Annotated in this window: 28 protein-coding genes, 1 pseudogene and 2 riboswitches; of the genes and pseudogenes, 21 read left to right on the top strand and 8 right to left on the bottom strand. The window is 37.9% G+C overall.

What is annotated here, in order from left to right; all coding sequences use genetic code 11:
- Window positions 1–86: 86 nt before the first annotated feature.
- From IEW44_RS10315 to IEW44_RS10270, 10 genes and pseudogenes are all read left to right on the top strand, one after another.
- Window positions 87–527: pseudogene (locus IEW44_RS10315) on the top strand (SMI1/KNR4 family protein); the annotation flags it as partial.
- 380 nt (window positions 528–907) lie between these two features.
- Window positions 908–2,077 (top strand): methionine adenosyltransferase, encoded by a 1,170-nt coding sequence (gene metK / locus IEW44_RS10310; protein ID WP_188614967.1) that lies wholly within the window; start codon window positions 908–910, stop codon window positions 2,075–2,077.
- Window positions 2,074–3,564: an aminotransferase class I/II-fold pyridoxal phosphate-dependent enzyme gene (locus IEW44_RS10305; RefSeq protein WP_188614966.1), complete on the top strand. Its 1,491-nt coding sequence runs from the start codon at window positions 2,074–2,076 to the stop codon at window positions 3,562–3,564. The genes metK and IEW44_RS10305 overlap by 4 nt, the downstream gene beginning before the upstream one ends.
- Window positions 3,564–3,995, top strand: a complete 432-nt coding sequence (speD, locus tag IEW44_RS10300) for an adenosylmethionine decarboxylase (RefSeq protein ID WP_188614965.1) — start codon at window positions 3,564–3,566, stop codon at window positions 3,993–3,995. The genes IEW44_RS10305 and speD overlap by 1 nt, the downstream gene beginning before the upstream one ends.
- On the top strand, window positions 3,995–4,846 hold the full coding sequence (gene speE, locus IEW44_RS10295; RefSeq protein ID WP_188614964.1) for a polyamine aminopropyltransferase: 852 nt from the start codon (window positions 3,995–3,997) through the stop codon (window positions 4,844–4,846). Before speD ends, speE begins: the two co-directional genes overlap by 1 nt.
- The gene (gene speB / locus IEW44_RS10290) at window positions 4,839–5,687 is read left to right on the top strand and encodes an agmatinase (RefSeq protein ID WP_188614963.1); all 849 of its coding nucleotides are present in this window, start codon (window positions 4,839–4,841) and stop codon (window positions 5,685–5,687) included. Before speE ends, speB begins: the two co-directional genes overlap by 8 nt.
- Window positions 5,688–5,757: 70 nt before the next feature.
- Window positions 5,758–5,863: riboswitch (SAM riboswitch) on the top strand.
- Window positions 5,864–5,967: 104 nt separating this feature from the next.
- The gene (locus tag IEW44_RS10285) at window positions 5,968–6,978 is read left to right on the top strand and encodes a methionine ABC transporter ATP-binding protein (RefSeq protein WP_188614962.1); all 1,011 of its coding nucleotides are present in this window, start codon (window positions 5,968–5,970) and stop codon (window positions 6,976–6,978) included.
- Window positions 6,975–7,637 (top strand): methionine ABC transporter permease, encoded by a 663-nt coding sequence (locus tag IEW44_RS10280; RefSeq protein ID WP_188614961.1) that lies wholly within the window; start codon window positions 6,975–6,977, stop codon window positions 7,635–7,637. Before IEW44_RS10285 ends, IEW44_RS10280 begins: the two co-directional genes overlap by 4 nt.
- Before the next feature lie 12 nt (window positions 7,638–7,649).
- Entirely contained in the window at window positions 7,650–8,522 is an 873-nt protein-coding gene (locus IEW44_RS10275; protein ID WP_188614960.1) for a MetQ/NlpA family ABC transporter substrate-binding protein, read from the top strand.
- 1 nt (window position 8,523) lies between these two features.
- Window positions 8,524–9,717 carry a M20 family metallopeptidase gene (locus tag IEW44_RS10270; protein WP_188614959.1) on the top strand — a complete coding sequence of 398 codons (1,194 nt, stop codon included), beginning with the start codon at window positions 8,524–8,526 and terminating at the stop codon, window positions 9,715–9,717.
- Window positions 9,718–10,132: 415 nt separating this feature from the next.
- On the opposite strand, the gene IEW44_RS10265 is transcribed toward IEW44_RS10270, so the two are convergent.
- Window positions 10,133–11,122, bottom strand: a complete 990-nt coding sequence (locus IEW44_RS10265) for an arsenic resistance protein (RefSeq protein WP_188614958.1) — start codon at window positions 11,120–11,122, stop codon at window positions 10,133–10,135.
- A 102-nt stretch (window positions 11,123–11,224) separates the two neighbouring features.
- On the bottom strand, window positions 11,225–11,662 hold the full coding sequence (locus IEW44_RS10260) for a DUF4395 domain-containing protein (protein WP_229704219.1): 438 nt from the start codon (window positions 11,660–11,662) through the stop codon (window positions 11,225–11,227).
- A gap of 141 nt (window positions 11,663–11,803) precedes the next feature.
- Here IEW44_RS10260 and IEW44_RS10255 point away from each other — a divergent pair, with 141 nt between their 5' ends.
- The 8 genes from IEW44_RS10255 to IEW44_RS10220 all read left to right on the top strand — a co-directional run bounded on the left by IEW44_RS10255 (window position 11,804) and on the right by IEW44_RS10220 (window position 16,026).
- Entirely contained in the window at window positions 11,804–12,358 is a 555-nt protein-coding gene (locus IEW44_RS10255; protein WP_188614957.1) for a GNAT family N-acetyltransferase, read from the top strand.
- The gene (locus tag IEW44_RS10250) at window positions 12,342–12,788 is read left to right on the top strand and encodes a methylated-DNA--[protein]-cysteine S-methyltransferase (RefSeq protein ID WP_188614956.1); all 447 of its coding nucleotides are present in this window, start codon (window positions 12,342–12,344) and stop codon (window positions 12,786–12,788) included. Before IEW44_RS10255 ends, IEW44_RS10250 begins: the two co-directional genes overlap by 17 nt.
- 1 nt (window position 12,789) lies before the next feature.
- The gene (locus IEW44_RS10245) at window positions 12,790–13,179 is read left to right on the top strand and encodes an NUDIX hydrolase (RefSeq protein WP_188614955.1); all 390 of its coding nucleotides are present in this window, start codon (window positions 12,790–12,792) and stop codon (window positions 13,177–13,179) included.
- A 75-nt stretch (window positions 13,180–13,254) separates the two neighbouring features.
- Complete coding sequence (locus tag IEW44_RS10240) at window positions 13,255–13,938, top strand: Crp/Fnr family transcriptional regulator (protein ID WP_188614954.1); 684 nt, start codon at window positions 13,255–13,257, stop codon at window positions 13,936–13,938.
- Window positions 13,939–13,951: 13 nt separating this feature from the next.
- Window positions 13,952–14,416 carry a YbaK/EbsC family protein gene (locus tag IEW44_RS10235; RefSeq protein WP_188614953.1) on the top strand — a complete coding sequence of 155 codons (465 nt, stop codon included), beginning with the start codon at window positions 13,952–13,954 and terminating at the stop codon, window positions 14,414–14,416.
- A gap of 69 nt (window positions 14,417–14,485) precedes the next feature.
- Window positions 14,486–14,902, top strand: coding sequence for a DUF7832 domain-containing protein (locus tag IEW44_RS10230; RefSeq protein ID WP_188614952.1), 417 nt, complete (start codon window positions 14,486–14,488; stop codon window positions 14,900–14,902).
- Window positions 14,903–14,959: 57 nt separating this feature from the next.
- Window positions 14,960–15,586: a LysE family translocator gene (locus IEW44_RS10225; protein WP_188614951.1), complete on the top strand. Its 627-nt coding sequence runs from the start codon at window positions 14,960–14,962 to the stop codon at window positions 15,584–15,586.
- Complete coding sequence (locus IEW44_RS10220) at window positions 15,577–16,026, top strand: GNAT family N-acetyltransferase (protein WP_188614950.1); 450 nt, start codon at window positions 15,577–15,579, stop codon at window positions 16,024–16,026. Before IEW44_RS10225 ends, IEW44_RS10220 begins: the two co-directional genes overlap by 10 nt.
- 54 nt (window positions 16,027–16,080) lie before the next feature.
- On the opposite strand, the gene IEW44_RS10215 is transcribed toward IEW44_RS10220, so the two are convergent.
- From IEW44_RS10215 to IEW44_RS10195, 5 genes are read right to left on the bottom strand one after another with little or no spacing between them, the layout of a single operon-like run.
- Window positions 16,081–17,097: a ThiF family adenylyltransferase gene (locus tag IEW44_RS10215; RefSeq protein WP_188614949.1), complete on the bottom strand. Its 1,017-nt coding sequence runs from the start codon at window positions 17,095–17,097 to the stop codon at window positions 16,081–16,083.
- Window positions 17,094–17,858 carry a thiazole synthase gene (locus IEW44_RS10210; protein ID WP_188614948.1) on the bottom strand — a complete coding sequence of 255 codons (765 nt, stop codon included), beginning with the start codon at window positions 17,856–17,858 and terminating at the stop codon, window positions 17,094–17,096. Before IEW44_RS10210 ends, IEW44_RS10215 begins: the two co-directional genes overlap by 4 nt.
- A 2-nt stretch (window positions 17,859–17,860) precedes the next feature.
- Entirely contained in the window at window positions 17,861–18,064 is a 204-nt protein-coding gene (thiS, locus tag IEW44_RS10205; protein WP_188614947.1) for a sulfur carrier protein ThiS, read from the bottom strand.
- A 15-nt stretch (window positions 18,065–18,079) separates the two neighbouring features.
- Window positions 18,080–19,189 carry a glycine oxidase ThiO gene (gene thiO / locus IEW44_RS10200; protein WP_188614946.1) on the bottom strand — a complete coding sequence of 370 codons (1,110 nt, stop codon included), beginning with the start codon at window positions 19,187–19,189 and terminating at the stop codon, window positions 18,080–18,082.
- A 14-nt stretch (window positions 19,190–19,203) separates the two neighbouring features.
- Complete coding sequence (locus IEW44_RS10195; RefSeq protein ID WP_188614945.1) at window positions 19,204–19,734, bottom strand: thiamine phosphate synthase; 531 nt, start codon at window positions 19,732–19,734, stop codon at window positions 19,204–19,206.
- A 74-nt stretch (window positions 19,735–19,808) separates the two neighbouring features.
- Window positions 19,809–19,916: riboswitch (TPP riboswitch) on the bottom strand.
- Window positions 19,917–20,045: 129 nt separating this feature from the next.
- Here IEW44_RS10195 and copZ point away from each other — a divergent pair.
- The 3 genes from copZ (at window position 20,046) to IEW44_RS10180 (ending at window position 23,647) form a co-directional block, all read left to right on the top strand.
- A complete protein-coding gene (gene copZ, locus IEW44_RS10190; RefSeq protein ID WP_188614944.1) occupies window positions 20,046–20,252 on the top strand; it encodes a copper chaperone CopZ in 207 nt (68 codons plus the stop codon).
- Between the two features lie 144 nt (window positions 20,253–20,396).
- The gene (locus IEW44_RS10185) at window positions 20,397–22,586 is read left to right on the top strand and encodes a 5'-nucleotidase C-terminal domain-containing protein (protein ID WP_229704218.1); all 2,190 of its coding nucleotides are present in this window, start codon (window positions 20,397–20,399) and stop codon (window positions 22,584–22,586) included.
- Between the two features lie 131 nt (window positions 22,587–22,717).
- On the top strand, window positions 22,718–23,647 hold the full coding sequence (locus IEW44_RS10180) for an AraC family transcriptional regulator (protein WP_188614942.1): 930 nt from the start codon (window positions 22,718–22,720) through the stop codon (window positions 23,645–23,647).
- Between the two features lie 51 nt (window positions 23,648–23,698).
- On the opposite strand, the gene IEW44_RS10175 is transcribed toward IEW44_RS10180, so the two are convergent.
- Window positions 23,699–24,901 carry a CynX/NimT family MFS transporter gene (locus IEW44_RS10175; protein WP_188614941.1) on the bottom strand — a complete coding sequence of 401 codons (1,203 nt, stop codon included), beginning with the start codon at window positions 24,899–24,901 and terminating at the stop codon, window positions 23,699–23,701.
- Window positions 24,902–25,075 lie beyond the last annotated feature (174 nt).

Below are 25,075 nucleotides of genomic sequence, written 5' to 3'. Positions count from 1 at the left end.
GCTTTTTTTATGGCACTACAGCTAATAGGAGGTAGCACACGCTAACATGGGTAGCATCGTACGAAGATGAATATCCAACAGACAAAACGATTAATGAAGTGGAACAACGATTAGGTTATCCATTGCCTAAAACGTATATCGATTTTATGAAAAAACATAATGGAGGTGTGCCAAAACAAACCATCTATCCATTAGAAAGTGAAGATTGGGATGATGCACATATACAAATTTTAGGCTTATTTAGTATTGGTAAACGTAAAGCAAACGCACGATGTGGCAGTTTAGGAAGGACCTTTTGGTTAACGGAATATAATTATCCTAATATATTAATAGTCATTGCGGATACGCCATCAGCAGGACATGATTTATTATTTCTAGACTATCGACAATTGGATAGTGAAGGAGAGCCAGCTGTAGTTCATGTAGATCAAGAAGGCGATTTTGAAGTCACTTTTATTGCATCTAATTTCGCACAATTTGTTGCAGGTCTTGTGGAGGAAGAAAATTTTTTTGCACAATTTGAATGAATCACTTATGACGAATTTTATCACTTTCTACATATATAAATATTCGTATAAATAGAGCGTATTATCGAATAAATTGCAGTTTGCGAGCAAAAATAAACTGGAAAAATAAATTGACAGCTAAAAAAATATAGCCTATTATTAACCTCAGCATTGAATAAAGTCTATCTTATTAGTAGCCGTTGAGACGAGGGGTCGAAGATACGGTGGCAAACCAACTTAACTAAGTTAAGGACTGGGGCCCAACCTGAGCGCAAAGTATATACCGCTTTGTGAACAATAAGAGGATAAGCAGCTGATAATTGTCATCGAAGCTTTCCTTTGGTTGTAGGAGAGCTTTTTTCTATGCATAAAATTACATTTTATGTTAGGGGAGTTATTAAATGTTTGAAAAGATTTTATTTACTTCGGAATCGGTATCAGAGGGGCACCCTGATAAAATCGCTGACCAAATCTCAGACGCTGTATTAGATGCCGCTTTAGCCATGGATCCTTATTCTCGTGTGGCATGTGAAGTGTTTACAACGACTAACTGTGTCATTATAGGTGGCGAAATTACCACAAAAGCGGTGTTAGATATTGAGGCAATCGCTCGTAAAACATTAAAAACTATTGGGTATACAGATGAGAGTTATGGCATTAATGCAAATACTTGTGACATACAAGTACTTGTGCATACGCAATCTCCTGATATTGCTATAGGTGTTGATGCTTCGAGTGATACACAAAATATTGGCGCAGGCGACCAAGGTATTATGTTTGGTTATGCGACCAACGAAACAACAAGTTATATGCCCTTAGCTATCGAAATGGCGCATAGCCTAGTACGTAAAGCAACCGAACTACGCAAGTCAGGTGAGTTTGTATGGGCACGCCCAGATATGAAATCACAAGTAACGATTGATTACACGCAATCTCCTAAAATTGATACCGTTTTGATGTCCATTCAACATGACGAAGATTATGATGAAGTGCAATTTAAGGAATATGTCGAACAACATATTATCAAAGCAACAGCTGCCTCTTATGGATTTTCGGAAGATTTCCGCATTTTGATTAACCCAACAGGACGTTTTGTTGTAGGTGGTCCTCATGGTGATGCAGGCTTAACAGGACGAAAAATTATTGTAGATACGTATGGTGGAGCCGCTCGCCATGGTGGTGGCGCTTTTTCTGGGAAGGATTGTACAAAAGTAGACCGCTCTGCTGCTTATGCGGCACGTTATGTTGCGAAAAATATTGTAGCTGCAGATTTAGCAGACAGATGTGAAATACAATTATCGTATGCCATTGGTGTGAGTGAGCCAATTAGTATTGCACTTCAAACATTTGGTACAGCCAAAGTGGAAGAGGAGACTTTGCTAAAAGTAGTACGAGAGCACTTTGACTTAACACCAGCAGGCATTATTGCCATGTTAGATTTACGAACACCAATTTATCAACAAGTAGCAGCGTATGGCCACTTTGGACGTAATGATTTAGATTTGCCATGGGAGCGATTAAATAAAGTAAATGTATTACAACAAGCATTAGCAGTAGGTGCAATGCAATGACAGTTAGTGTGCAACAGGTGACGCAAAAAGAGCAACCGTTGACACAACAAGATATGCCCCTTTATAACGCTTTACAATGTTATGCAAAATCAGATCCTACACCTTTTGATGTACCCGGTCATAAAATGGGCGCTCAACCCTCACCTTTAAACAATATGATGGGTAACGCTTTACGTTTCGACGTCAATTCGATGAAAGAGCTTGATTTACTTAGTCATCCTCAGTCCGTTATTAAAGAAGCACAGTTGTTAGCAGCAAATGCCTTTGGTGCAGATGAGGCTTTCTTTCTTGTAAACGGAACAACGGTTGGTATTTTAGCTATGATTATGGCTACTTGTGCCCCAGGCGATGAGTTACTTGTGCCAAGAAATGGGCATAAATCAGTAATGGATGGCATTATTTTAAGTGGTGCTAAGCCCGTCTTTATTCAACCTGAAGTAGATTTGCACTTTGGCATTGCTCATGGTCTTTCTTTAACGGCTATTCAACAAGCCATTGCACAACATCCAAATGCAAAAGTATTACTTCTCACATATCCTACTTATTTCGGTGCGATGAGTGAATTAAGCCAAATCTGCGAGCTAGCACATGCACATCAGATGACAGTAATTGTTGATAGCGCACATGGTGCACACATCGGTTTTATGACAGGTTATGAAGATGCATTAGCTTGCGGGGCGGATGCTGTCACAACAAGTATGCACAAAACAGCAGGTTCACTCACACAAAGCTCCTTATTATTAATGCAGAGTAAGCGCATTTCTAAAGAAAAAATGCAAAAAGTATTAGGCATGTTACAAAGTACAAGTGCGAGTTATTTACTAATGGGCTCGCTCGACATTGCAAGACGCGAATTAGCATTGTTTGCTAAACCTCGTTATGCATCGCTTAAACCGCTAATACAACAAGCGATTCAACAAATTGAAGAAGGCGGTCATTATGAAGTATTGACAGCTAAATATTTAAAGGAAAAGTTTGCACAAGAACATGATTTCACAAAATTGGTTATACGAGTCAATCGCTTGGGGCTAACGGGGTTTGAAGTATATACCTTACTTAAAGAGAACTACCATATTCAAATGGAGTTAGCGGAGGGGTATGTTGTGATGGCAGTTATTACTATGGGGGATGCAGAACCATCCATTCAAAAGCTAGTACACGCATTGCAAGATATTGAGCAGAAATATGCTAAAGGTATGACTGTACTTTCTTTGCACGTTACACCTAGCACCATGAATGAGTTAGTCTTATTGCCAAGAGAAGCTTATTATGCAGAACATGATACGTTAGCTATTGACGAGGCAATGGGGCGTGTTAGTGCAGATACTTTAATGATTTATCCACCAGGTATACCTTTAGTCATTCCAGGTGAAACAATTACGGCAGATGTTATTTCGCAATATCATTACTACAATAAAACAATCGGCAATGTGCTTATGGAAACCAGTGTTAAACATCATATCACAGTCGTAAAGGAGCATGCATAATGAGTTTAGAATTACGTACTTTAGGTCGTCACGTGTTAATTGAGTTTTATGGTTGTCCAAGTGATATTATGGAAGACAATGCGTTAATTGAACAGTATATGAGAGAAGCTGCTGACTATTCAGGAGCAACCATTGTAGAGTCGGTTTTTCATCATTTTAATCCTTATGGTGTATCGGGTGCAGTTATTATAGAAGAATCACATTTAACCATTCATACATGGCCAGAATATGGTTTTGCCTCAGTAGATGTCTATACTTGTGGTGATTCCGTAAATCCGTGGAAAGCGGCTGACTATTTATCCGAAAAATTAAAAGCTAAACAAACAGAATCATTTGAAGTACCAAGAGGTATGGCCGATAAAATACGTCAGTTTGCTGAAAAAGAAATTGAAAAAATTCAAGTTAAATCTGAATTAGAAGGTGTTATATAATGAAATGGTATACAGAAGAGTGGAGTAAGGAATGTAAGTTTTCAATCGCATATGACGAACATTTGCATAGTGAAAAGTCAGATTTTCAGCAAATTGATTTTTATAAAGGTGAAGAGTTTGGTACATTTTTCACATTAGATGGTTTAATGATGGTCAATGAAAAAGACGAGTTCATTTACCACGATATGATTGTACATCCAGCAATGGCCACTAATCCTGCTATTAAAAATGTATTGATTATTGGCGGGGGCGACGGGGGTACAGCTCGTGAAGTGCTACGTTATGGGCATGTCGAAAATGTCGTGATGGCAGAGATTGATGAGCGTGTTTTCCGTCTCAGCCAAGAGTATTTGCCAATTACAGCTTTAGGTGTGGAAGAAGACCCACGTATGACGCTACATTTTGAAGATGGCTTAGCCTATGTGAAGAATGCACCAGATCATTCATTTGATTTAATTTTAGTGGATTCAACAGACCCAATTTCAGTTGGTGAAGGCTTATTTACAACGGCATTCTATCAAGAATGTTTTCGTGTGTTAAATGATAAAGGGATATTGATTAACCAACATGAATCCCCGTATTTTGCAGAGTATGCAGAGAATATGAAGAAAGCACATCAAAAAATAAAAGATATTTTTCCTATTACTCATGTGTATCAATACCATATGCCAACGTATCCTTCTGGGCACTGGTTATTTGGCTTCGCTTCTAAATCATTAGATCCTTTACAAGATGCTGATTTAGCACAGTGGGAGCGTTACGGTCTGAAAACGAAATATTACAATGTAGATTTGCATAAAGGTTCTTTTGCACTATCTAGTTATGTGAAGGAGCAATTAACACATGAATAAAAATGTCAGTACTTTTATAGCATGTGAGGCAGATTATGAAGAGGCTGAGGTCGTTTTATTTGGTGTGCCTTTTGATGGTACAACGAGTTTTAGACCTGGAACACGGTTTGCTATGCAAGCCATCCGCCCAGACTCATACGGTTTAGAAACGTATTCACCTTATTTGAATGCTGATCTAGAAGATTATCAAATTTTTGATGGTGGCGATCTAGAGCTTCCCTTTGGTAATACAGAAAACGTAATGGAACAAATTCATCAGTATTGTAAAAATGTATTACAAGCAAATAAAAAATTTTACATGGTAGGTGGGGAACATTTAGTAAGTTTACCTGCCATACAAGCAGCCTATGAAAAATATCCTGATTTACATGTGATTCATTTAGATGCTCATACCGATTTAAGAGATGAATATATGGGTGAAAGATTGTCACATGCATCGGTTATTAGGCGTTGTCATGATTTTTTAGGAGATGAGCGCATTTATCAATTCGGGATTCGTTCAGGTACGAAAGAGGAGTTTGAGTGGGCTAATACCCATACACATTTAGAAAAATTCACCCTAAACACATTACAACAAACGATTGAAAAGCTAAAAGAGGTACCTGTCTATATTACGATTGATTTAGATATTTTAGACCCTGCATTTTTTGCAGGAACAGGTACACCCGAACCAGGTGGCATTACGTATCGTGAGTTGCTAGATGCGATACAACAATTTCAAACCTTGCAACACATCGTCTCAGCAGACGTTGTAGAGTTATCCCCCCAGTATGATCCATCAGGTGCCTCAACAGCCATGGCTTGTAAAACAATTCGTGAGATGTTATTAACACTTGTTTAAAAAACTAGTTGACTTTTTAAAAGGCAACGAGTAAAGTGGTAATCAACTTAAAAAATTAATAATTTATTTTTTCTTATCCAGAGAGATTGAGGGACAGGCCCTATGATATCTCGGCAACAGGTTTATATAAATACTGTGCCAATTCCTGCAAACAAGTATTGTTTGAAAGATGAGAAAAGAGGTTTCACTATTATATTTATGAACCCTTCTTTTTTTATCTTTCAACAAGATAGAAAAAGAAGGGTTTTTTCTTTTTAACATGTGAGAGAGGTTGATCATCATGATTGAATTTAGAAATGTAACAAAAACATTCCAAACAAAAGGCCAAGCTATTACAGCTGTGGAGAAAGTATCACTAACAGTCGAAGCAGGAGACATTTTTGGCATTATCGGATTTAGTGGAGCAGGCAAGAGTACGCTGCTACGCTTAGTCAACTTATTAGAAAAGCCAACAGAAGGCGAAGTTTTGATTAATGATAAATCTCTAACCGACTATACAAAAAAAGAATTACGTCAACAACGCCGCGACATCGGTATGATTTTTCAAAACTTTAATTTATTTACCTCTCGCACGGTAGCAAAAAATATCGCTTATCCGCTTGAATTAGCTGGCGTAGCAAAAGCGGAAATTAAACATAAAGTGGAGGAGTTACTACGTTTTGTTGGTTTGTCTGATAAGGCTAAACATTATCCGGAGCAGTTGTCTGGTGGGCAAAAACAACGTGTTGGTATTGCGAGAGCATTGGCTACATCGCCTCGCATTTTAATCTGTGATGAAGCAACTTCAGCACTAGATCCAAATACAACAGCGGATATTTTACAGCTGATTCAAAAAGTAAATAAAGAGTTGGGTATTACGGTTTTACTCATTACGCATGAGATGCAAGTAATTGAAGCGATTTGTAATCGAGTAGCCGTTATGGAAGAAGGGCGTGTTATTGAGAGTGGTACCGTTTTTGATACCTTTACTAATCCTCAACATGCTACAACAAAGCGTTTTATTAGCGCGACAGAGCAAGACTTACCATCAGCTCATTTGTTAGAAAAGTGGAGTGGTAGTCAGTTATACCGTTTAATCTTTAAAGGAGATAAAGCAAGTGACCCTTTATTATCACAGGCTACGAGAAAACATCAAGTAGATGTCAATATTATTTATGGCACAGTAAAAGAGTTACAACAGCGCTTCTTCGGTAATCTCATTGTATCTTTTGAAGGCGAAGAACAAAAAATTCAAGCGGTTTTGCAAGAGCTAAGGCAAGCAATTGAAGTGAAAGAGGTGGCAATCGCATGAAGGTAGATTGGCAAACATTTTGGCCACGAATTGTAGAGGCAACAGGACAAACGTTAACGATGGTTATTGCGACATTAATCTTTAGTACCATTATAGGGACAATAATTGGGCTAACATTATTTGCGACACGTAAAGGTGGTATTTTAGAGAATAGATGGGTAGCCATAATATTAAATTTAGGCATTAATATTATTCGTCCCATACCATTTGTAATCTTATTAGTAGCATTGATGCCATTAACACGTACAGTTGTTGGTACAACAATTGGTACTGCTGCAGCGATTTTCCCGATTACAATTGCAGCATCATTTGTAGTAGCACGTGTAGTAGAAAATAATTTAATTAGCATTGACCCAGGGGTGATTGAAGCTGCTGAGGCAATGGGAGCGAGTCCTTTACAGATTATACGAACTGTACTCATTCCAGAGGCATTAGGTCCATTAGTGTTAGGTCTCACGTTTGTGACCGTTAGTTTAATCGATTTTTCTGCCGTAGCAGGCACAGTTGGTGGCGGTGGTCTAGGGCATATTGCTATGACTCATGGTTATCAAAGATTCGATACAAGTGTCATTGTTGTAACAGTAGTAATTTTAATCATACTTGTTCAATTAGCGCAGTGGTTGGGCAATACATTATCAAGCAAAATTTTACGTCGATAAGGAGTTTTTATAATGAAAAAATTTGGAATTATTAGTCTTTTGGTGATTAGTTTATTCGCATTAGCAGCTTGTGGCAAAGATACAGGCGCAGAGAAAAAAGAAGAAAAGAAAGAAGTTGTGATTGGTGTTACAGGTACAGATGGTGAGCAGTGGAATGTGTTAAAAGAGTTAGCTGAAAAAGAAGGCATTACTATTACCTTGCAAGAGTTTTCGGATTACACATTACCCAACAAAGCATTAGCAGATGGCGATATTGATTTAAACTCTTTCCAACATATCGCTTTCCTAAGCCAATTTGAAAAAGAAAATAATACAGGGTTAGTGCCAATCGGTGCAACCGTTATCGCACCACTAGGTATTTATTCTAGTAAAGTAAAAGATGTAAATGAAGTAAAAGAAGGCGACAAGGTGGCGATTCCGGATGACCCATCCAACCAAGGAAGAGCACTTCAATTATTACAATCAGCAGGTTTAATTAAACTAGCTGATAATGCAGGTCTTTTTGCAGATGTAAGTCAAATTACAGAAAATAAAAGAAACTTAGATATCATTCCTATGGTGGCACAGCAAACGCCACGTGCATTAGAAGATGTTACATTATCAATCATTAATAATGGTATTGCAGGTCAAGCCGGATTTGACCCATTAAAAGATCCCATTTACTTAGAAGATGCTGAAAGTGAAGAAGCCCAGCCATATGTCAATATTTTTGCAGCAAAGGCAGCAGATAAAGATAATAAAGTACTTCAGCGTATTGTCGAACTTTACCACGATCAAGCTGTAATTGACGAAGTACAAAAGGAAACAGCAGGCGGTTCTATTGTAGTAGAGCGTACAGGCGCTGAGTTAGAGAAAGTATTAAAAGATCTACAGGAGGAGAAATAACATGACAACATTAGTAAAAACGATTGAACAAGTGATAGATGAAAATAGCAAAACATGGATTGAAACAAGTCAAGTCATTCATGCAAACCCTGAGATTGGCAATGAAGAATTTTTTGCGAGTGAACAATTAACGACATTACTAGTTAATGCGGGATTTACAGTAAAAACGGGTGTAGCTGGTCATGATACGGCATTTTATGCAGAGTACAAGAGTGGGAAGCCTGGTGCAACAATTGCATATTTAGCGGAATATGATGCCCTACCCGTTTTAGGCCATGCATGTGGTCATAATATTATTGGGACAACCAGTGTAGCAGCAGCGATTGCATTATCTACGCAGATTCATCATACAGGGGGGCGTGTAATTGTCTTAGGTACACCTGCTGAGGAGGGTGGGCCAAATGGCAGTGCTAAAGGTAGCTTTGTAAAACATGGTTATTTGAAAGATATTGATGTTGCGCTAATGATTCACCCATCTGGTAAAACGGCCACAACATCTCACTCCTTAGCAGTAAATCCATTAGACTTTAAATTTTATGGCAAACCTGCACATGCTGCAGCATCACCAGAGCAAGGAATTAATGCATTAGATGGTGTGATTCAGCTATTCAATGGCATTAATGCTTTACGACAGCAATTACCGTCAACGGTGCGTATTCATGGCATTATTACAAATGGTGGCGAAGCACCAAATATTATCCCAGCCTTTGCTTCAGCTCGCTTTTATATACGTGCAACAACATGGCAACACACAGAGCAAGTAACAGAGAAAATTAAAGCGATTGCACAAGGTGCAGCGTTAGCAACAGGTGCAAAAGTAGAAGTTGAGCGTTTCCAAAATGAAGTGAAAGACTTAGTATTAAACCCAACATTAGACCGCATTCTTGCAGAAGAATTAAGCGACCTAGGTGAGGAAGTGCATCATGCGAGAGAAGGGCTAGGCTCAACAGATGCTGGTAATATTAGTTATGAAGTACCCACTGCACATCCCTATATTAAAATAGGTAATGATGGCTTGATTGCCCATACAGATGCATTTAGAGAAGCTGCAAAATCTGATAGAGGTAACGAGGCATTGTTAATAGGCGCTAAAGCATTAGCTAAAACAGGCTATCGTCTATTAACAGACGCTAGTTTATTACAACAAGCGAAGGATCATCACCAGTTGGCATTAGTAGAGAAACAAGGAAAATAAACTTTTCAATTAAATCTAAAAAAGATTTTACAATAACAAAAATAACATGAAGTAAACGATAAGAACATTATTTTTTATACTCTTAATGATGAAAAAGTAAGGACACCTTTAAAATAAGATTTTTAATGAGAAAACATTCAATCAATGGGTTACATAGCCAAGCTTTTAAAGATGTGCATCATAAGACACCAGAAGAACGCAAAAATAGTGTTACTTAGGTACGGAATTTTCTTTACTAGAAGTAGCTATCGCTGTGAGTAAATAATAGATCAAGAGTTCACAAAACAATCATCCTATTGTTAAAACGGAGTAAAGTAGCAATGTAAAATGAAGTGTAAGCTATAAAAGTGGCAAAGGGAATAGTAGACCCTTTGCCATTTTTCTGTGAGTCAATCTGATGTCGTTGTCTTATAAATTATGCTTTAGCCGTTACTTCATTGCTGTTGTGCTGTTCTTTGAACCAATAACGTTTAGAAATTTGAGCATAGTTTGCAATGAATTGTTGTTGCACAATAAATGCAAGGGTAACAATAAGAGCGGCTTCTGCGCCAAATGCAGTTGCTGCAATCCCGATAGCTAAAGATAAGTTACGCAACACTGTACCATTTACTAAAGCAATCCCATCTGCTCTATTAAATCTTGTTACAGCAATGCCTGTGCTAATCGCAAAGTTTAGTGCGTAAAACAATAATAAAACAAGTAGAGCAATAGCAATAAGTGCAAGATTATCAACAATCATTGTGGCACGCATACTCATACTTACAAATACCACATAGAGCATAGCCCAAATACTTAAAGGACCTAATTTAGGTTTAATTTGCTCTTTAAAGTAGTGAGGGGTATGTTTACGCAAAATTAATTTGAATGTGAAGTGACCTAGTAACATAGGAAGAAAAACAACAAGTAGAATCGTTTGCATCGTTTGCCAAATATTAATATCTACATATTGGCCAACCATGAGCAATAAATACCAAGGTGTTAAGATAGAGCCAATGAGTAAACCAAAAATCGTTAGTTTTACAGCGACAGCTACATTTCCCTTTTGTAACATTGTCCATGAAATTGTCATACCGCTTGTAGGTAGCAAAGCAGATAAGGCAAGGCCTGCAAACATAAGAGGGTACTCTTTTAAGAAGATAGTTCCTAAACTATACGCAACAACAGGAATAATTACAAAATTAATAACTACTGCATACAGTAATACTTTAGTGCCTTTAGGAGAGGCTAATTGTTTGAAGTTAAACCCAATCATTGTGGCATAAATCATAATAATTGTGCCAATTAAAATCGTTGGTTGTAATACGGAAGTATCGACAAAGTTTCCAATAACAAAGCCTAACACTAATATGAGAGGCACACTAATCATCATGTATTTTTGTGGGAAGCGATAAATTTTACTGAGCATAATACATAATCTCCTTTATTTTTATTGTAAAGATAACAATGAGGAAAAGTGGTAATCACGATTCCTCACGGTGAGATAACTCACAAGATGCGTGAGCAATCATTACGATATATTTTTTGCCATGCGACGTTTATGTTGCCACATTTTAATTTTAAAGCGAATCCAACAACCGATGCAGAAGCCTGTTAAAGCAATCCCTGATGCAGCTATAACCATACCAGCCATTACATAGCCAGCGATTGCCCAATCGAGATAAAAGAAGAGTAAGGCTAGACCTAAACACGTTGTAGCAATCCATTGGTTAAAAATCTGTTGATCCTTATCTTCAGGATGATAAGTGTGTAATGGTTTACGTAAAAAGCGTTTACCTGCTAATACAATTGGGTTGATTTTAGTTAAAACTGTAAATAAGCCAAGAATAAAAGGGATGAATAAAATATTTGTATTCACAAAAACGCCTAACAAAGAGGTGATGACAATAAAAGCTTGGTTAGTTGTCACAAGTGGTTTTGGAATACTATTTGGAATTGGTTGCGTCAATTTTCTTTCCTCCTAAAATACCTAATGGGGTATATTGTTGTATATAACAATGCCGTATCTTCGAGTATTTGTCAATAGTTAAAGTCTTGTACATCCGAAAATACATTCGGTATAATGTAAAAAACATGGAGGTGTAGGAGTATGGAGAATACCATTGTACGGCTAGAAGAAATGGCTACAGAGCATGTTGATGGAATTTGGGAAGTAGCAGATTACCCTGAAATATGGACATATCTCTCAGTAACGTTAAATAGTTTATCGCGCGTGAAGGCATATGTGAATGAAGTTAAAGCGGATGAAAAAGCTTTTGTTATTATTGACCAAGCGACAAATAAGATTGTTGGCTCCACACGCTTTATGGATATTAAAGAAGGGCATAGAACAGCAGAAATAGGTGCTACTTGGTTAACACCTGCGGCATGGCGAACAAGCATTAATACTAATACTAAATTAGTTCTCCTACATTATGCTTTTGAAGTATGGGGTTTACAGCGTGTAACGATTAAGACAGATGCCGAAAATATACGATCAAGAACAGCTATTGAGCGCATTGGTGGTATATTTGAAGGAATCTTACGCAATCATATGATTCGCAAGGATGGCACATCTCGTGATACAGCAATGTATAGCATTATTGCAACAGAATGGCCAGAAATTAAAAGAAAGTTAGGTGAACAATATGAAAAAAACGTATGAAACAAAGATAGGGTTAGTATTGATTGAAGCTAATGATGAGGCAATTCAAGCAGTCACGATAACAGATGAACCAGTAGATGGGCCGGAAAATGAATGGATGAAAAAAGGTTATCAACAACTATCAGAATATTTGGAAGGTAAGCGTCAGCAATTTGATTTACCCCTACAGCCACAAGGTACAGCGTTTCAACAAAAAGTGTGGCAAGCTCTAAAGGAAATTCCTTTTGGTGAGACTCGTACATATAAAGAGGTAGCAACTGCCATAGGAAATGTGAATGCTTCGAGAGCGGTAGGGAATGCTAATAATAAAAATCCCATTTTAATTATTGTGCCATGTCATCGTGTCATAGGCGCCAATGGAAAACTAGTAGGCTATGGTGCAGGCCTCCCCTTAAAAGAACAGTTATTAACACTTGAAGGGGCTAAGTGACATGATTGGTGTTGGCGTTGGTGCATTTATTATACAAGATGACAAACTACTACTTGTGAAAAGAAAGAAAGCACCGGAATCATTTCACTGGAGTTTGCCTGGTGGTAAGGTAGATTTTATGGAGACCATAGAAGATGCCATTATACGTGAGATCAAAGAGGAATTAGCCATTACGATTACGTTAGAGCGATTATTATGTGTGACAAACCATATTCTACCTGATGAGCAAATCCATTTTGTTGCGCCTACTTTTGTAGCTCATATTTGTTGTGGTCAGCCTAAAAATCAAGAGCCTCATGCACTAGAGGCAATTGGATGGTATGCGTTAAATGATTTACCCGAACCATTAACATTAACAACCATTAAAGCGTTAGAAGCATACCATCCATAACATGCGGTCATTTGTCCTGTGAATATAATATGGCAAAGCTTTTAATATAGGGATATAGAGGAGAGTAGGTTTGTCATGAAACGGAGTAAAGATACGGCACGCATTCAAGATTATATTAATAGCCATGATTTAACAACAACCTTACCTATTGATGATACCTACTACTTAATGTATTACGAACAAGGCGAACAAATTTGTAGTCAAGGGGATGAGTTGCAAAGTCTTGCCATTTTAGTAGAAGGAAAGGTGAAAATATATACAACTTCTATGGAAGGGCGTCACCTCATATTATCATTTAAAAATGCGTTAGAAGTGATAGGCGATATCGAATATATCCAAAAGGTTGAAATTTTAAATACAGTAGAGGCTGTTACAAATGTAGTGATGTTATGTATACCTTTAGATCAAGTGGATAAATTATATGAAGAAAAAATATTTTTACACTTTATTTTACAAGAAATCACACGGAAATTTTATAATAAGTCGCATGCTCTTAGTTTAAATGTGATGCACCCTGTTGAGATGCGTTTAGCGAGTTATATCGTTGCCACATGTTGTAATGAAGGGCACCATAGACCGCTTGCCACCGCACATTTACCAGATGTAGCAAGCTTTATTGGTACTAGTTATCGCCATATTAATCGCGTCATCCAAAAATTATGCGAACGACAACTGCTTGAACGAACGAGGGAATGTATTTATGTGAAGGATGAGAAAGAGCTAAGGGCATTAGCTAACGATCATATTTACGGAGAATAAAGGGGGATGTAGGATGAATGAAGCGGTTTTAAGGGTAAAGACATATTTAGCAGCACATCGCTTGCCAAATGAAATTGTTATGCTGCCAGATGCAGTTAATACAGCACAAGCAGCTGCTGATGCTATCGGTTGCCATACTGCCCAAATTGCTAAGTCAATAATCTTTCAATTAGGTAGTGAAGCATTACTCATTGTAGCCAGTGGAGCGAACCGTGTGGACGAGCAAAAGGTAGCAGCGTATCTTAAAGAGCCATTGGTTAAAGCAACAGCTAAGTTTGTAAAAGAGAAAACAGGCTTTGTGATCGGTGGTGTTGCACCTATAGCACATGCTACCCCTTTACGCATCTTATTGGATGAAGATTTATGGCGTTATGATACATTATGGGCAGCAGCAGGCCATCCTAAAGCGGTTTTTCAGTTAACGGCAGATGAATTGTTGACCTTAACAAAGGGAGAAGTTATCAATATTAAGTGTTAACTAGCTAAGGAAATGAGCATTGAGAAATAGTGGCGTTACTCGTTACACAATTGCAAAGGAGTGAATGAAATGAAGATTTTTATTTATGACCAAGCAAAAGTGCATCAACAAGGATATTTTCCTTCGGATGTAGATGAGACACAGATGTATGTAATAGGCGGCATGTATTTACAATGGCTAGTGGACAATCGACTCGTGAATGAATGGTTTATTCACGAGACACCGGATAGTTTGTTTGAGGCCTTGCATCATAAAGAAAATACACCTCTTGCTCTATATGAGTATTGGCGAGGTCAGTTGGTGAGCGATATGTTAACAGAAGAGGGAAATGCTTTTTCTCTTTTCTATTACCCACAATATCATCAAGATTTTAGAGAGGTTTTTTCTTATGCACACACTCCGTATCATGTGTTGTTTACATGGGAGCGATATGAAAATATGGCACATAAAATCACACAGACGTATAGTATATGGCGTGAACAATGAAAATTTGACAATGTGATAAGCAAGTGTGGAGTTTAGTGATGAGTAGGAGTTAATTATGTGACATTATTTTTAACATATGTATTATTAGGTTTATCCATTGCGTTACCAGTAGGAACAATTACGGTAGAGATGGTTAAACAAGGATTGAAAAATGGATTTATGCATGGTTGGGCAGTAGGTCTTGGGGGCATGACAATTGACGTAGCACTTATTATCAGTTTATATTTTGGATTAGCCAATCTCTTAACACAACCGATATTGCAGTCCATTATGTGGTTAATTGGTGCAATCTTTTTATGTTATATCGGCATAGATAGCATTAAACATGCTAACCAAGGCATCACAATGGTTGGAGAACGAACGACAAAGTCATGGTGGGCATCTTACCGTAATGGCTTATTAGTAGCGGTGTCACCAGGCAATTTAGTTTTTTGGGTCACAGTTTTTGGTACAGTGCTTGCAAGTTCCTTTGACAACACGGAAAAAGGTGATTTCATTGTTGTAGGGCTTGGTATTTTAACAGGCATATTAATACATGATATCGGCTTATTGATAATTGTTGCTACTTCACGTCGTGTGATGAATAAAACAGCTATTACATGGGTTTCAGTTATAGCAGGTATTGTTCTAATTGGATTTTCCCTGTATTTTGGCTACGAATTTTGGAGAAGTGTATGGAACTAAAACAAGTTAAACAACATCGAGAAGAATATATGCCTTTATTGTTATTGGCAGATGAAGAACAAGCTGTTGTGAACCGTTATTTACATGAAGGTGATTTATTTGAATTACGAGAAGAAGGTCAAGTCATTGGTGTGGCACTCTGTCTCCTTTTAGAGAATGAGACAATCGAGATTAAAAATATCGCTGTTGATGAAGCTTTTCAAGGACGGGGCTATGGTAAGTGGATTATTACTCAATTATGTCGTCATTATGAAGATAAAAAGAGGATTATCGTTGGCACAGCTAACTCAAGCATTGGAAATATTGCCTTCTATCAAAAGCTAGGTTTTACATTGTACGATGTCAAATGGTTTTTCTTCACTCAACATTATACCGAAGAAATTATTGAGGACGGTATTATAGCTAAACATATGTTAATGTTTGAGCAAAAGTTGGCATAATAAGGGAGTAGAAAAGTGCCACAGGGAAATGTTGTATGCCCCTGTGGCACTTTTTTATGTGAAATAATGATGATAGATTTTTTTAGCTGTCATGATATCTGCTGTACCGTGAATAAACACACGACCATCTTTAAAAGCGGTCAACGTATAATTTTGGTGTTGAAAACTTAAAAGAAAATCATTATAATGCGTAATTTTTTTAGTTGGCAATTGCTCATGTAATAGTCTTAAATCACGATGGTGATAAGTAGGGCGTATTTGCACGGTATCACGCCCACAGAGTGAAGCAAAACGAGTGGTGGCATCTGGCTGTAAATAAGGATAGCTAGGGTTCGTGCCACAAGTAGGGCAAGCTGCATACTTTAATGTTGACACATCTATCGTACTTTGTGTGTTTTGCCACAAATCAAAAGACCAAACGGTACCACGTAATGCTTGTTGATTATTTGTTAAATATTTTAATGCCTCAGTGACTTGTAAAGCCGCTGTAATTTGTGAAGCAGGCGCAATAATCCCTGCTGTATCACATGTGGGGCCACTGCGCGGTAAATGCCGCATGATGCAATGTAGACAGGCGCTAACAGTAGGTGTGATAAAAAAAGACAAACTACTTGCCCCAACACATGCCCCGTAAATCCAAGGAATGTGATATTTATGGGCAATATCGTTAATAATAAAACGAATATCGAAGTTGTCTGTCCCATCAATCATGAGATCAATCGCTTGTTGTTTTACTAGTTGTTCCAATCGTGTCACAGTCGCCTCTTCATTATATACATAAAAGGTAGTGTTCGAATTGATACTTTGTAATCTTTCTTTTGCGGCACTTGCCTTTGGTAAACGACGCTTTACATCATGTTCATTGTATAAAGTTTGTCTTTGTAAGTTAGAGAGGTCTACAAAGTCACGGTCAATTAGAGATAATGTGCCAACACCTGCTCGTGTAAGTAAGTCTGCCACAGTCGCTCCTAAAGCACCCACACCTATAATAAGTACATGCTTATTTTGTAATTGTATTTGTCCTTTATCACCAATAGGTTGAAAGCGTGCTTGACGGCTGTAACGACTCACAAACTCATACCTTCCATAGGGCTAGATGCTGTAGCATAACGCTTCTTGGCAATGCGTCCTGCTTCAAAACTCTCACGACCGGCAATAATCGCATGCTTCATAGCAGAAGCCATTTTAACAGGATTATGTGCACCAGCCACCGCGGTGTTAAGCAGTACAGCATCAGCTCCAAGCTCCATTGCTTGTGCCGCATCAGTAGCACACCCAATACCAGCATCTACAATAACAGGTACTTGAGCCTGTTCAATAATAAAGGAAAGTTGTACAGGGTTTAAAATACCTAAGCCTGAGCCAATGGGTGATGCACCTGGCATAATGGCATGACAGCCTAAATCTTGTAAGCGTTTAGCTAATAATACATCGTCAGAAGTATAAGGCAATACAATAAAACCTTCAGCTAGTAATAATTCAGTCGCTTTTAGTGTTTCTACAGGGTCTGGTAATAATGTTTTGTCACAACCAATGATCTCTACCTTTATCATGTCACATAAGCCAGATGCTTTAGCTAATTGTGCAATACGTACAGCCTCCTCAGCCGTTTTTGCGCCGGCTGTATTAGGTAGTAATGTATAAGAAGAAACATCTATTTTTTCTAAGAAATTAGGCTGTGTAGGCTCAAAAATATTCATTCGTCTTACCGCAAATGTTAAAATCTCCGTTTCAGAAACGGCTACTGCTTGTTTTTGTGTATCAAAGTCAGCAAACTTTCCAGTGCCTAATAATAAGCGCGACTGAAACGTATAAGGGCCAATTGTTAACATATTCATCCGCCTCCTACAAATTGAACAATTTCAATTTTGTCTTGTTCTTTAATGGGTGTATTATCTCTTTCCTCAGGTTGTAAAATGACCTGATTAACCTCTACAATGGCAAGTTCTTTATTTAACTTGAGATGCTCTAGCAGTTGTACTACGGTGTTCGTGTCGATGGGAATGGTCATTGTTACACCATTAATGAGTACTTGCATTAACATTCACCTCCTTTAAGAGCTAAAGCGAGCGAATTGAAACGGTTCCAATCGCTGTTTAGCTGTCTTATCACCTAATAAATATTGACTAAATAGTTGCCCTGTAATGGCACTTAATAATATGCCATTGCGGTAATGCCCTGTGCAAAGACTCAAATTAATATAAGGAGATGCGCCCATTATAGGAAGGCCATCCATCGTCTGTGGTCGTACGCCACACCAACTGTCTAAGATGTGGGCATCTTTTAACGCAGGCATGATTGCCATTGCTTTGGATAATAGCCGTTGTACACCGCTAACTGTAACGATATCATCTTGTTGGAACGGGTAACTTGTTGCGCCAATCAGTATTTGTTGATGGCATTTTGGTACAAGGTAATAGCCATCAGTAGTGAAAATGGTGTGCTTTAATGGTTTATCTGACTTTACCATTACACATTCGCCCTTAACAGCATGCATGGGACAGCGCAATGCTAGCGATGATAATAATGCCGTTGTAAAAGCACCTGTTGCAACTACGACATGCTCTATAGCATAGCGAGTTGTAGTCGTATGCACGTGGGTAATTTTTTTTTGGTGATGCTCAAATGCTAGCACTTCATCTTCAATAATAGTTGCGCCGAGTTGTTTAACAGCTTGCCAGAGTGCTGTCATTAATTTTCTAGCATTTACTTGATAATCTTGGTGAATATGAACACTAGCAGCAATCTCATCATGTAAGAAAGGTTCTAATTGGCGAGTTTGTTGCCCATCTAACCAATCAATAGAAGTAGCATCTTGTGAAGCTAAAAAATGAAATTGATTTTTCAACTGTGGCACGGCTTGTTGCGAAGTAGCTACCTTTATCAAACTTGTTGGTAACCAATCGATTTGTAGTTGTGTTAGGTCATATAACTCTTGTGCAATAACAGGGTGTAATGCACGACTTTCTAAAGCTATAGGATAAAGCGGTGATGGCGCATGAAATTCATTTTGGGCGCCTAACATACCGCCAGCAGCTAAAGATGCCGTAGTTGATTTTGGTGTATGAAAGATGGTGACTTGTTGTTGTTGTTTAAGTAATTGATAAGCAATAGATAAGCCCATCACACCACCACCAATGATTGAGAATCCTTTACAATGCACTATAGTGCCTCCTTTTAATGAAAGAATAACGATATACTTGCATAACCTTTAGCCCCGCTCGCATAAATCGCAGGGATGCGATGTGTTGTTACACCACCTAACGCAATGACAGGTAATGTAGTTTGTTGACAAATTTTTGCTAAGTTAGCTAAGCCTTGTCCTTGTGCATGTGGCTTAGATGTAGTAGGAAAAATGGGCGAATAATAAATATAGTCCATACCATCTATCTCACTTTTTTTTACTTCAGTGAGATTATGTGTCGATTGCCCATATAACAGTGATGGTGGCTTATGTAAAGGCACCTCGCCAGCAGCAAAGTGACAGCCTAACAGCGCATATTTTTGCGCTAGTGTTACATGGGTATGAAGTATGAGCTTACAACGTTCAACACCTAGTGCTAACAATTGAATGATACCTTGTTCAATTTCTTGAATGGATAAGTGCTTTTCTCGAATGACTACCGCATCAACTTTTTCAGCTACTGTTTTAATATTTATGAGTTGTTGTTTTCCTAAGCCTTGTCCTGATGTAATGGCATGTATCATCGTATCCTCCTAAAGCCAACCAAAAAAAGCGTCACCTCTCCATAGGAAAAGTAACGCTTACTTAAATAGTAACGAAAAATCGGCGCCCACTTTCCTACGCTAGTACAAACTAGATCAGGTTCCAGGAATCCCAAAGTTTACTTTGATCTCAGCCGTTCACAACGGCACCTCCAGTGGATGGCTATGTAATTACATACAATGTACCATAGCTTATAAAAAAAGTCATGGTGAAATATAAAACGAATGTTTTGACATACCTATAAGGGGTATGATATGTTGTGAATATAGTAAAGTATAAAGGAGGAAGCCTCATGCAAGAAATTACATTACAAGTACAAGGTATGTCTTGTGGTCATTGTGTAAATGCTATTGAAACAAGTGTTGGTCAATTAACAGGTGTTAACGAAGTGAAAGTAGACCTAGAAGCGGCTAAGGTAGCCGTGGCATTTGATGCTACACAAACTTCGCAACAGGTTATTGTGAATGAGATAGAAGAACAAGGTTATGACGTTGTTTAAGTAAAAAGAGAATTGCCATTACTATGGTGATTCTTTTTTTATTATTTTTTACGAAGAAGTTACATAATTGCCGTTGTACAAAAAAATGGCACATGGTATGTTAAAAAAGAACATAAAATGAAGATGGGTAAGGTGATAAAGATGATGAGTAAAAAAGCTATGATTACAGCAGCACTCGCAAGTTCCGCTATTATTGCACCATATGTTTTATCCACAGAAAAAGTAGAAGCGGCTGCACTTGATATGACAATTTTCCACACAAATGATACACATGCACATGTGGATAACGTTGGACAACGCGCAGCATTAGTGAACAAATTACGCACAGAAAATCCGAATAATGTTTTATTGGATGCAGGTGATGTTTTCTCAGGTACACTATTTTTCAATGAATTTTATGGTCAAACAGATTTAAAAATTATGAATTACTTAGGTTACGACGCTATGACATTTGGTAACCATGAGTTTGATTTAGGATTATCAAAAGATGGTCATAATAAATTAGTTGATTTTATTAAAGGTGCTAAATTCCCGTTTGTGTCAGCGAATGTTGATTTTTCAAAAGACGAAAAATTTACAGGATTACAAACACAAGCTGTTACAGACCAAGCGGAGAATGGCAAAATATATAATGGTATTATAAAAGAGATTAATGGCGAGAAGGTAGGTATCTTTGGATTAACGACAGAAGAGACTACAGCCATTGCTAGCCCAGAAAAAGTAGAATTTAAAGCTTATCTTGATAGCGCTAAGGAAACGGTAGCGGCCTTTGAGGCACAAGGTATTAATAAAATCATTGCGCTTACTCATATCGGTTATGATGATAATGCAATGATGGATAATGACCAAGAACTAGCCAAAAAGGTCCCAGGTATTGATGTTATTGTTGGTGGTCACACACATACTGAATTAAAACAGCCTGTGCAAGTAGTAAATGAAGAGACAGAACAACCTGTCGTGATTGTACAGGCAAATCAATACAATAAATATTTAGGGCAACTAGATATTACATTTGATGATAATGGTGTAGTGGCAGATTACATGGGGCAATTACATCTTGTAGGACAAAAAGATGAGGCGGGGAATTATGTACTACCGTCAGATAAAGAAGCAGAAGCGTTAATCGCAGCTGATGTAAAACAAGTGCAAAATAAAATGAATGCAGAAACTGGTGCAGATGCTAAGGTATTTTTAAGTGGTTTACGTGGCTTAGGAGGAGTTAGAGCAGGCGAAACCAACCTCGGTAATATTATTACGGATGGCATGTTAGATAAAGCAAAAGAAATCGATAAAGACGTCGTGATTGCTTTCCAAAATGGCGGTGGTATTCGTTCATCTATTACTAAAGGACCTGTAACATATGGAGAAGTATTAACGGTGTTACCTTTTGGTAATCCACTTGCGATTATTGAAGTGACAGGTGATGAATTGTACGAAACGTTTGAGCATTCTGTAAAAGAATATCCGAAAGAATCTGGTGGCTTTTTGCATGTAGCAGGTATGGAAGTATTATTTGACCCTACAAAAAAAGCTGGAGAGCGTCTTGTATCGCTAAAAATTGGTGGTAAAGAAGTAGACCGAAAAGCAAATTATAAAGCAGCGACTAACGTATTCACAGCTCGTGGTGGCGATGGCTTTGAAGCACTAGGACGTGCTTATGAAGAAGGGCGTGCAAGTGAGCCAGGCTTTAGTGATTGGGAAAATTTTGCGAATCGTTTAATTGAACTAGGTGATGTGACACAACAGGTTGAGGGAAGAATCACAACAACTACTACATTTAAAGACATCACAACAGCTAACTGGTTCTATCCTTATGTGGCAAGACTCCAAGTTGCTGAAGAAGGGCAAGCGCCAGTGTTCAAGCCACTTGAGAAATTTAATCCACAAAAAACATTAACACGTGCCAATGTGGTATTAATGTTAACGCGTGCATTAGCTTTAGAAGCGAAGAACGAACCAACATATGATGATGTTAAAAATTTAGAGGATGCTGAGCTGAAATTGGCTATTGCAGCAGCGACAGAGGCAGGTATTATCAAAGGCTCTAATGGCAAATTTAAACCATTTGATCCTGTAACACGTAAACAATTAGCATTAATGTATGAGCGAGCTTATCAAAATATAGATGCTAATTACCAAGCACCAAAAGCAACGTTCAGTGATATTAATCACTTAGATGCGGAAGCGCAACAAGCGATTGGCTTTATTCAAGATAAGGCAATTGCAGATGGCAATGGCGGTAAGTATTTACCAGCTAGCTACACAACACGTGCACATGCTGCTAAGATGTTCGCCAACTTCCTATATACGGTGGAACAATTTAAACAGCAATAATCAAAATTTGAAAGATAAAAGTGGTAAAGGGGAGATTGTAATTCCCCTTTGCCATTTTTTTTATGGATGGCAAAAGCAACAAAGGCTTTATTTGCCGACATTTGTTACAATAATAAGGCGGAGGTGAAGCGATGAGAGACGATGCACAAATAGCACAAATCACAGATGTTTTACAACATAAGTTGACACAAAATACAGGTGTATTACAGTTACCTAGCTCTATTGGTGAAGGAAAAATCACTATGATTACAATTAGTGAAACGTTACAAGTGGTCATATCTGATGTGATGTTATTTCAGGATTTAACTACACAATTTCATAATGATAGTGAGATGGTAGAATTAAATTTTGTGTTAAATGGACATGTAATTTGTAGTATTAATCAAGAACCTTTTCGCTTACAATCTACAGATTATGCCATCTCTTATTTTCATCACTCCAACGTACAAATCAAAAATAAAGCTAATGAGCGATTACAACGTGTCGAAATTAGAATGACACCTAACCAATTGCTCTCTTATTTTAAGACGACAGAGACAAAGGCACAAATAGCTACATTTTTAAGACAACAATTGGGACAAATCATATTAGAGCCATTCACGCCAACCATTAAACAACGCGTGTATGAAATTTTACATTGTGTTTATGAAGAGCCATTTAAAAGCATTTACATTGAAGCAAAAGTAATGGAATTAATTGTTACTTTTTTTGCCAAACAGCAGCCTAAAGTAGCGATGCCTAATGTAAAAGATGCTGAAAAATTGCATGAAGTGAAAGCGATATTATTACAAGAACTAGAACAAACACATACGCTACAATCATTAGCAGAGCGTGTTCAAATAACAGAGAGTAAATTGAAAATAGGGTTTAAACAATTATTTGGTGAAACTGTTTTCACCTTTATTCGCAGGCAGCGTATGGAACAAGCGGCATGGTTATTAGAAGTAGAAGGCTGTACAGTGACAGAGGTCGCTGTACAGTTGGGTTATAGTAATATGAGCAATTTCACAGTAGCCTTTCGCAAGCATTTTGGCTGTAATCCGAGTGAATATTTAACGTAATATCAAATAAAGTACCCTTGACTAGTCAAGGGTACTTTATTGAGATACAGATTAATCAACATAGCGATTTTCAGATGCTTTATAGGCTGCCATAAATAAAATAATAGTAGCGACTACGAATGACCAAAGTGGTACTGTCCATGAGCCTGTTACATCATGTAAGAAGCCAAATGTCACAGGGCCAGTAGCGGCAAGTAAGTAGCCAATGGATTGAGCAAAACCTGATAGGTCAGCCGCGCCATAAGCGGTTTGAGTGCGTAATGTGAAGAACATCATGGTAATACCGAACATAGCACCACCTGCACACCCAAGTAAAATCATCCACAATAATGTGAGAGAAGTAAATTCTAGTGCGATGCCAAGGAAGCCTATTAAAAAGAGTCCGCAACTTAAAATAACAAGTGGTTTTTGAGATGGTAAGCGGTCAATCAAAATAGGAATAATAAACGTAAAAGGTAATTGAGCAAGTTGCATAATAGAAATCATCCAACCCGCTTGGTCAGCGGCTAAACCTTGAGCCACAAAGATTTCTGGTAACCAAGCAGAAGAATTATAAAATAGCATTGACTGTAAGCCCATTGTAATTGCTACAGCCCAAGCTAATGGTGAGCGCCAAAGCTTCATCTTTGGTGCAGTTGTTTGAGTGGTTGGTTGTGCAGGCGCATTATTCTTAAGTTGAGGTAACCAAATGATTATTGCCGCAATGGCTAAGACTACCCAAACACCCGTAGCCGCTTGCCAACCAAAGCGTGAACCTTCAGCAATAGGGTAACTTAACCCTGCACCTAGTCCACCAGACACATTCATCGCAACAGAATAAATCCCCATCATAATCCCAACTTGCATAGGGAATTTTAACTTTAAAAAGCTAGGCATTAATACGTTACCAAATGAAATACCAACACCAATTAAAATAGTACCTATTAACAGAGGGGTAATGCTGCCCACAGAACGTAATACAATACCACCAGCTACAACAGCTGTTGATAATAATAACGTAAGCTCTAAACCAAAGCGTTTTGAAATACGTGGGGCAAAAGGTGATACGACAGCAAAAGCAAGCAAAGGTATTGTAGTAAGAAAGCCTGCCAAAGCGTTTGAAATGAGTAAATCATCTTTTATAAAATGAATGATAGGACCAACGACAGTAATAGGTGTACGTAAAGTTGCCGCAATAAAAGCAATGCCTACGACTAAAATAATGGTCGCACTTGTCCATTGTATTTTTTTAGAAGGGTGCGAATTTGTATCCATTTAAGAAATCTCCTTTTCTTTAAGCTGTAGTTATCATAACGTTACTAAAACAACATGACTACTTGTGAAAGAAAGAAAATACTCGTAAAAGAACATTACATAACATGTTATGATGAGGAGAAAAGGTGTATGTATCGTTATAGCCTACCAGACAACGTATAAAGTTATCCACTG

It is taken from the genome of Lysinibacillus alkalisoli (genome assembly GCF_014643595.1).
GTDB lineage: Bacteria > Bacillota > Bacilli > Bacillales_A > Planococcaceae > Metalysinibacillus > Metalysinibacillus alkalisoli.
The sequence above is the reverse complement of the archived record's forward strand: the minus strand, read 5'-3'. Positions and strand labels throughout refer to the sequence as shown.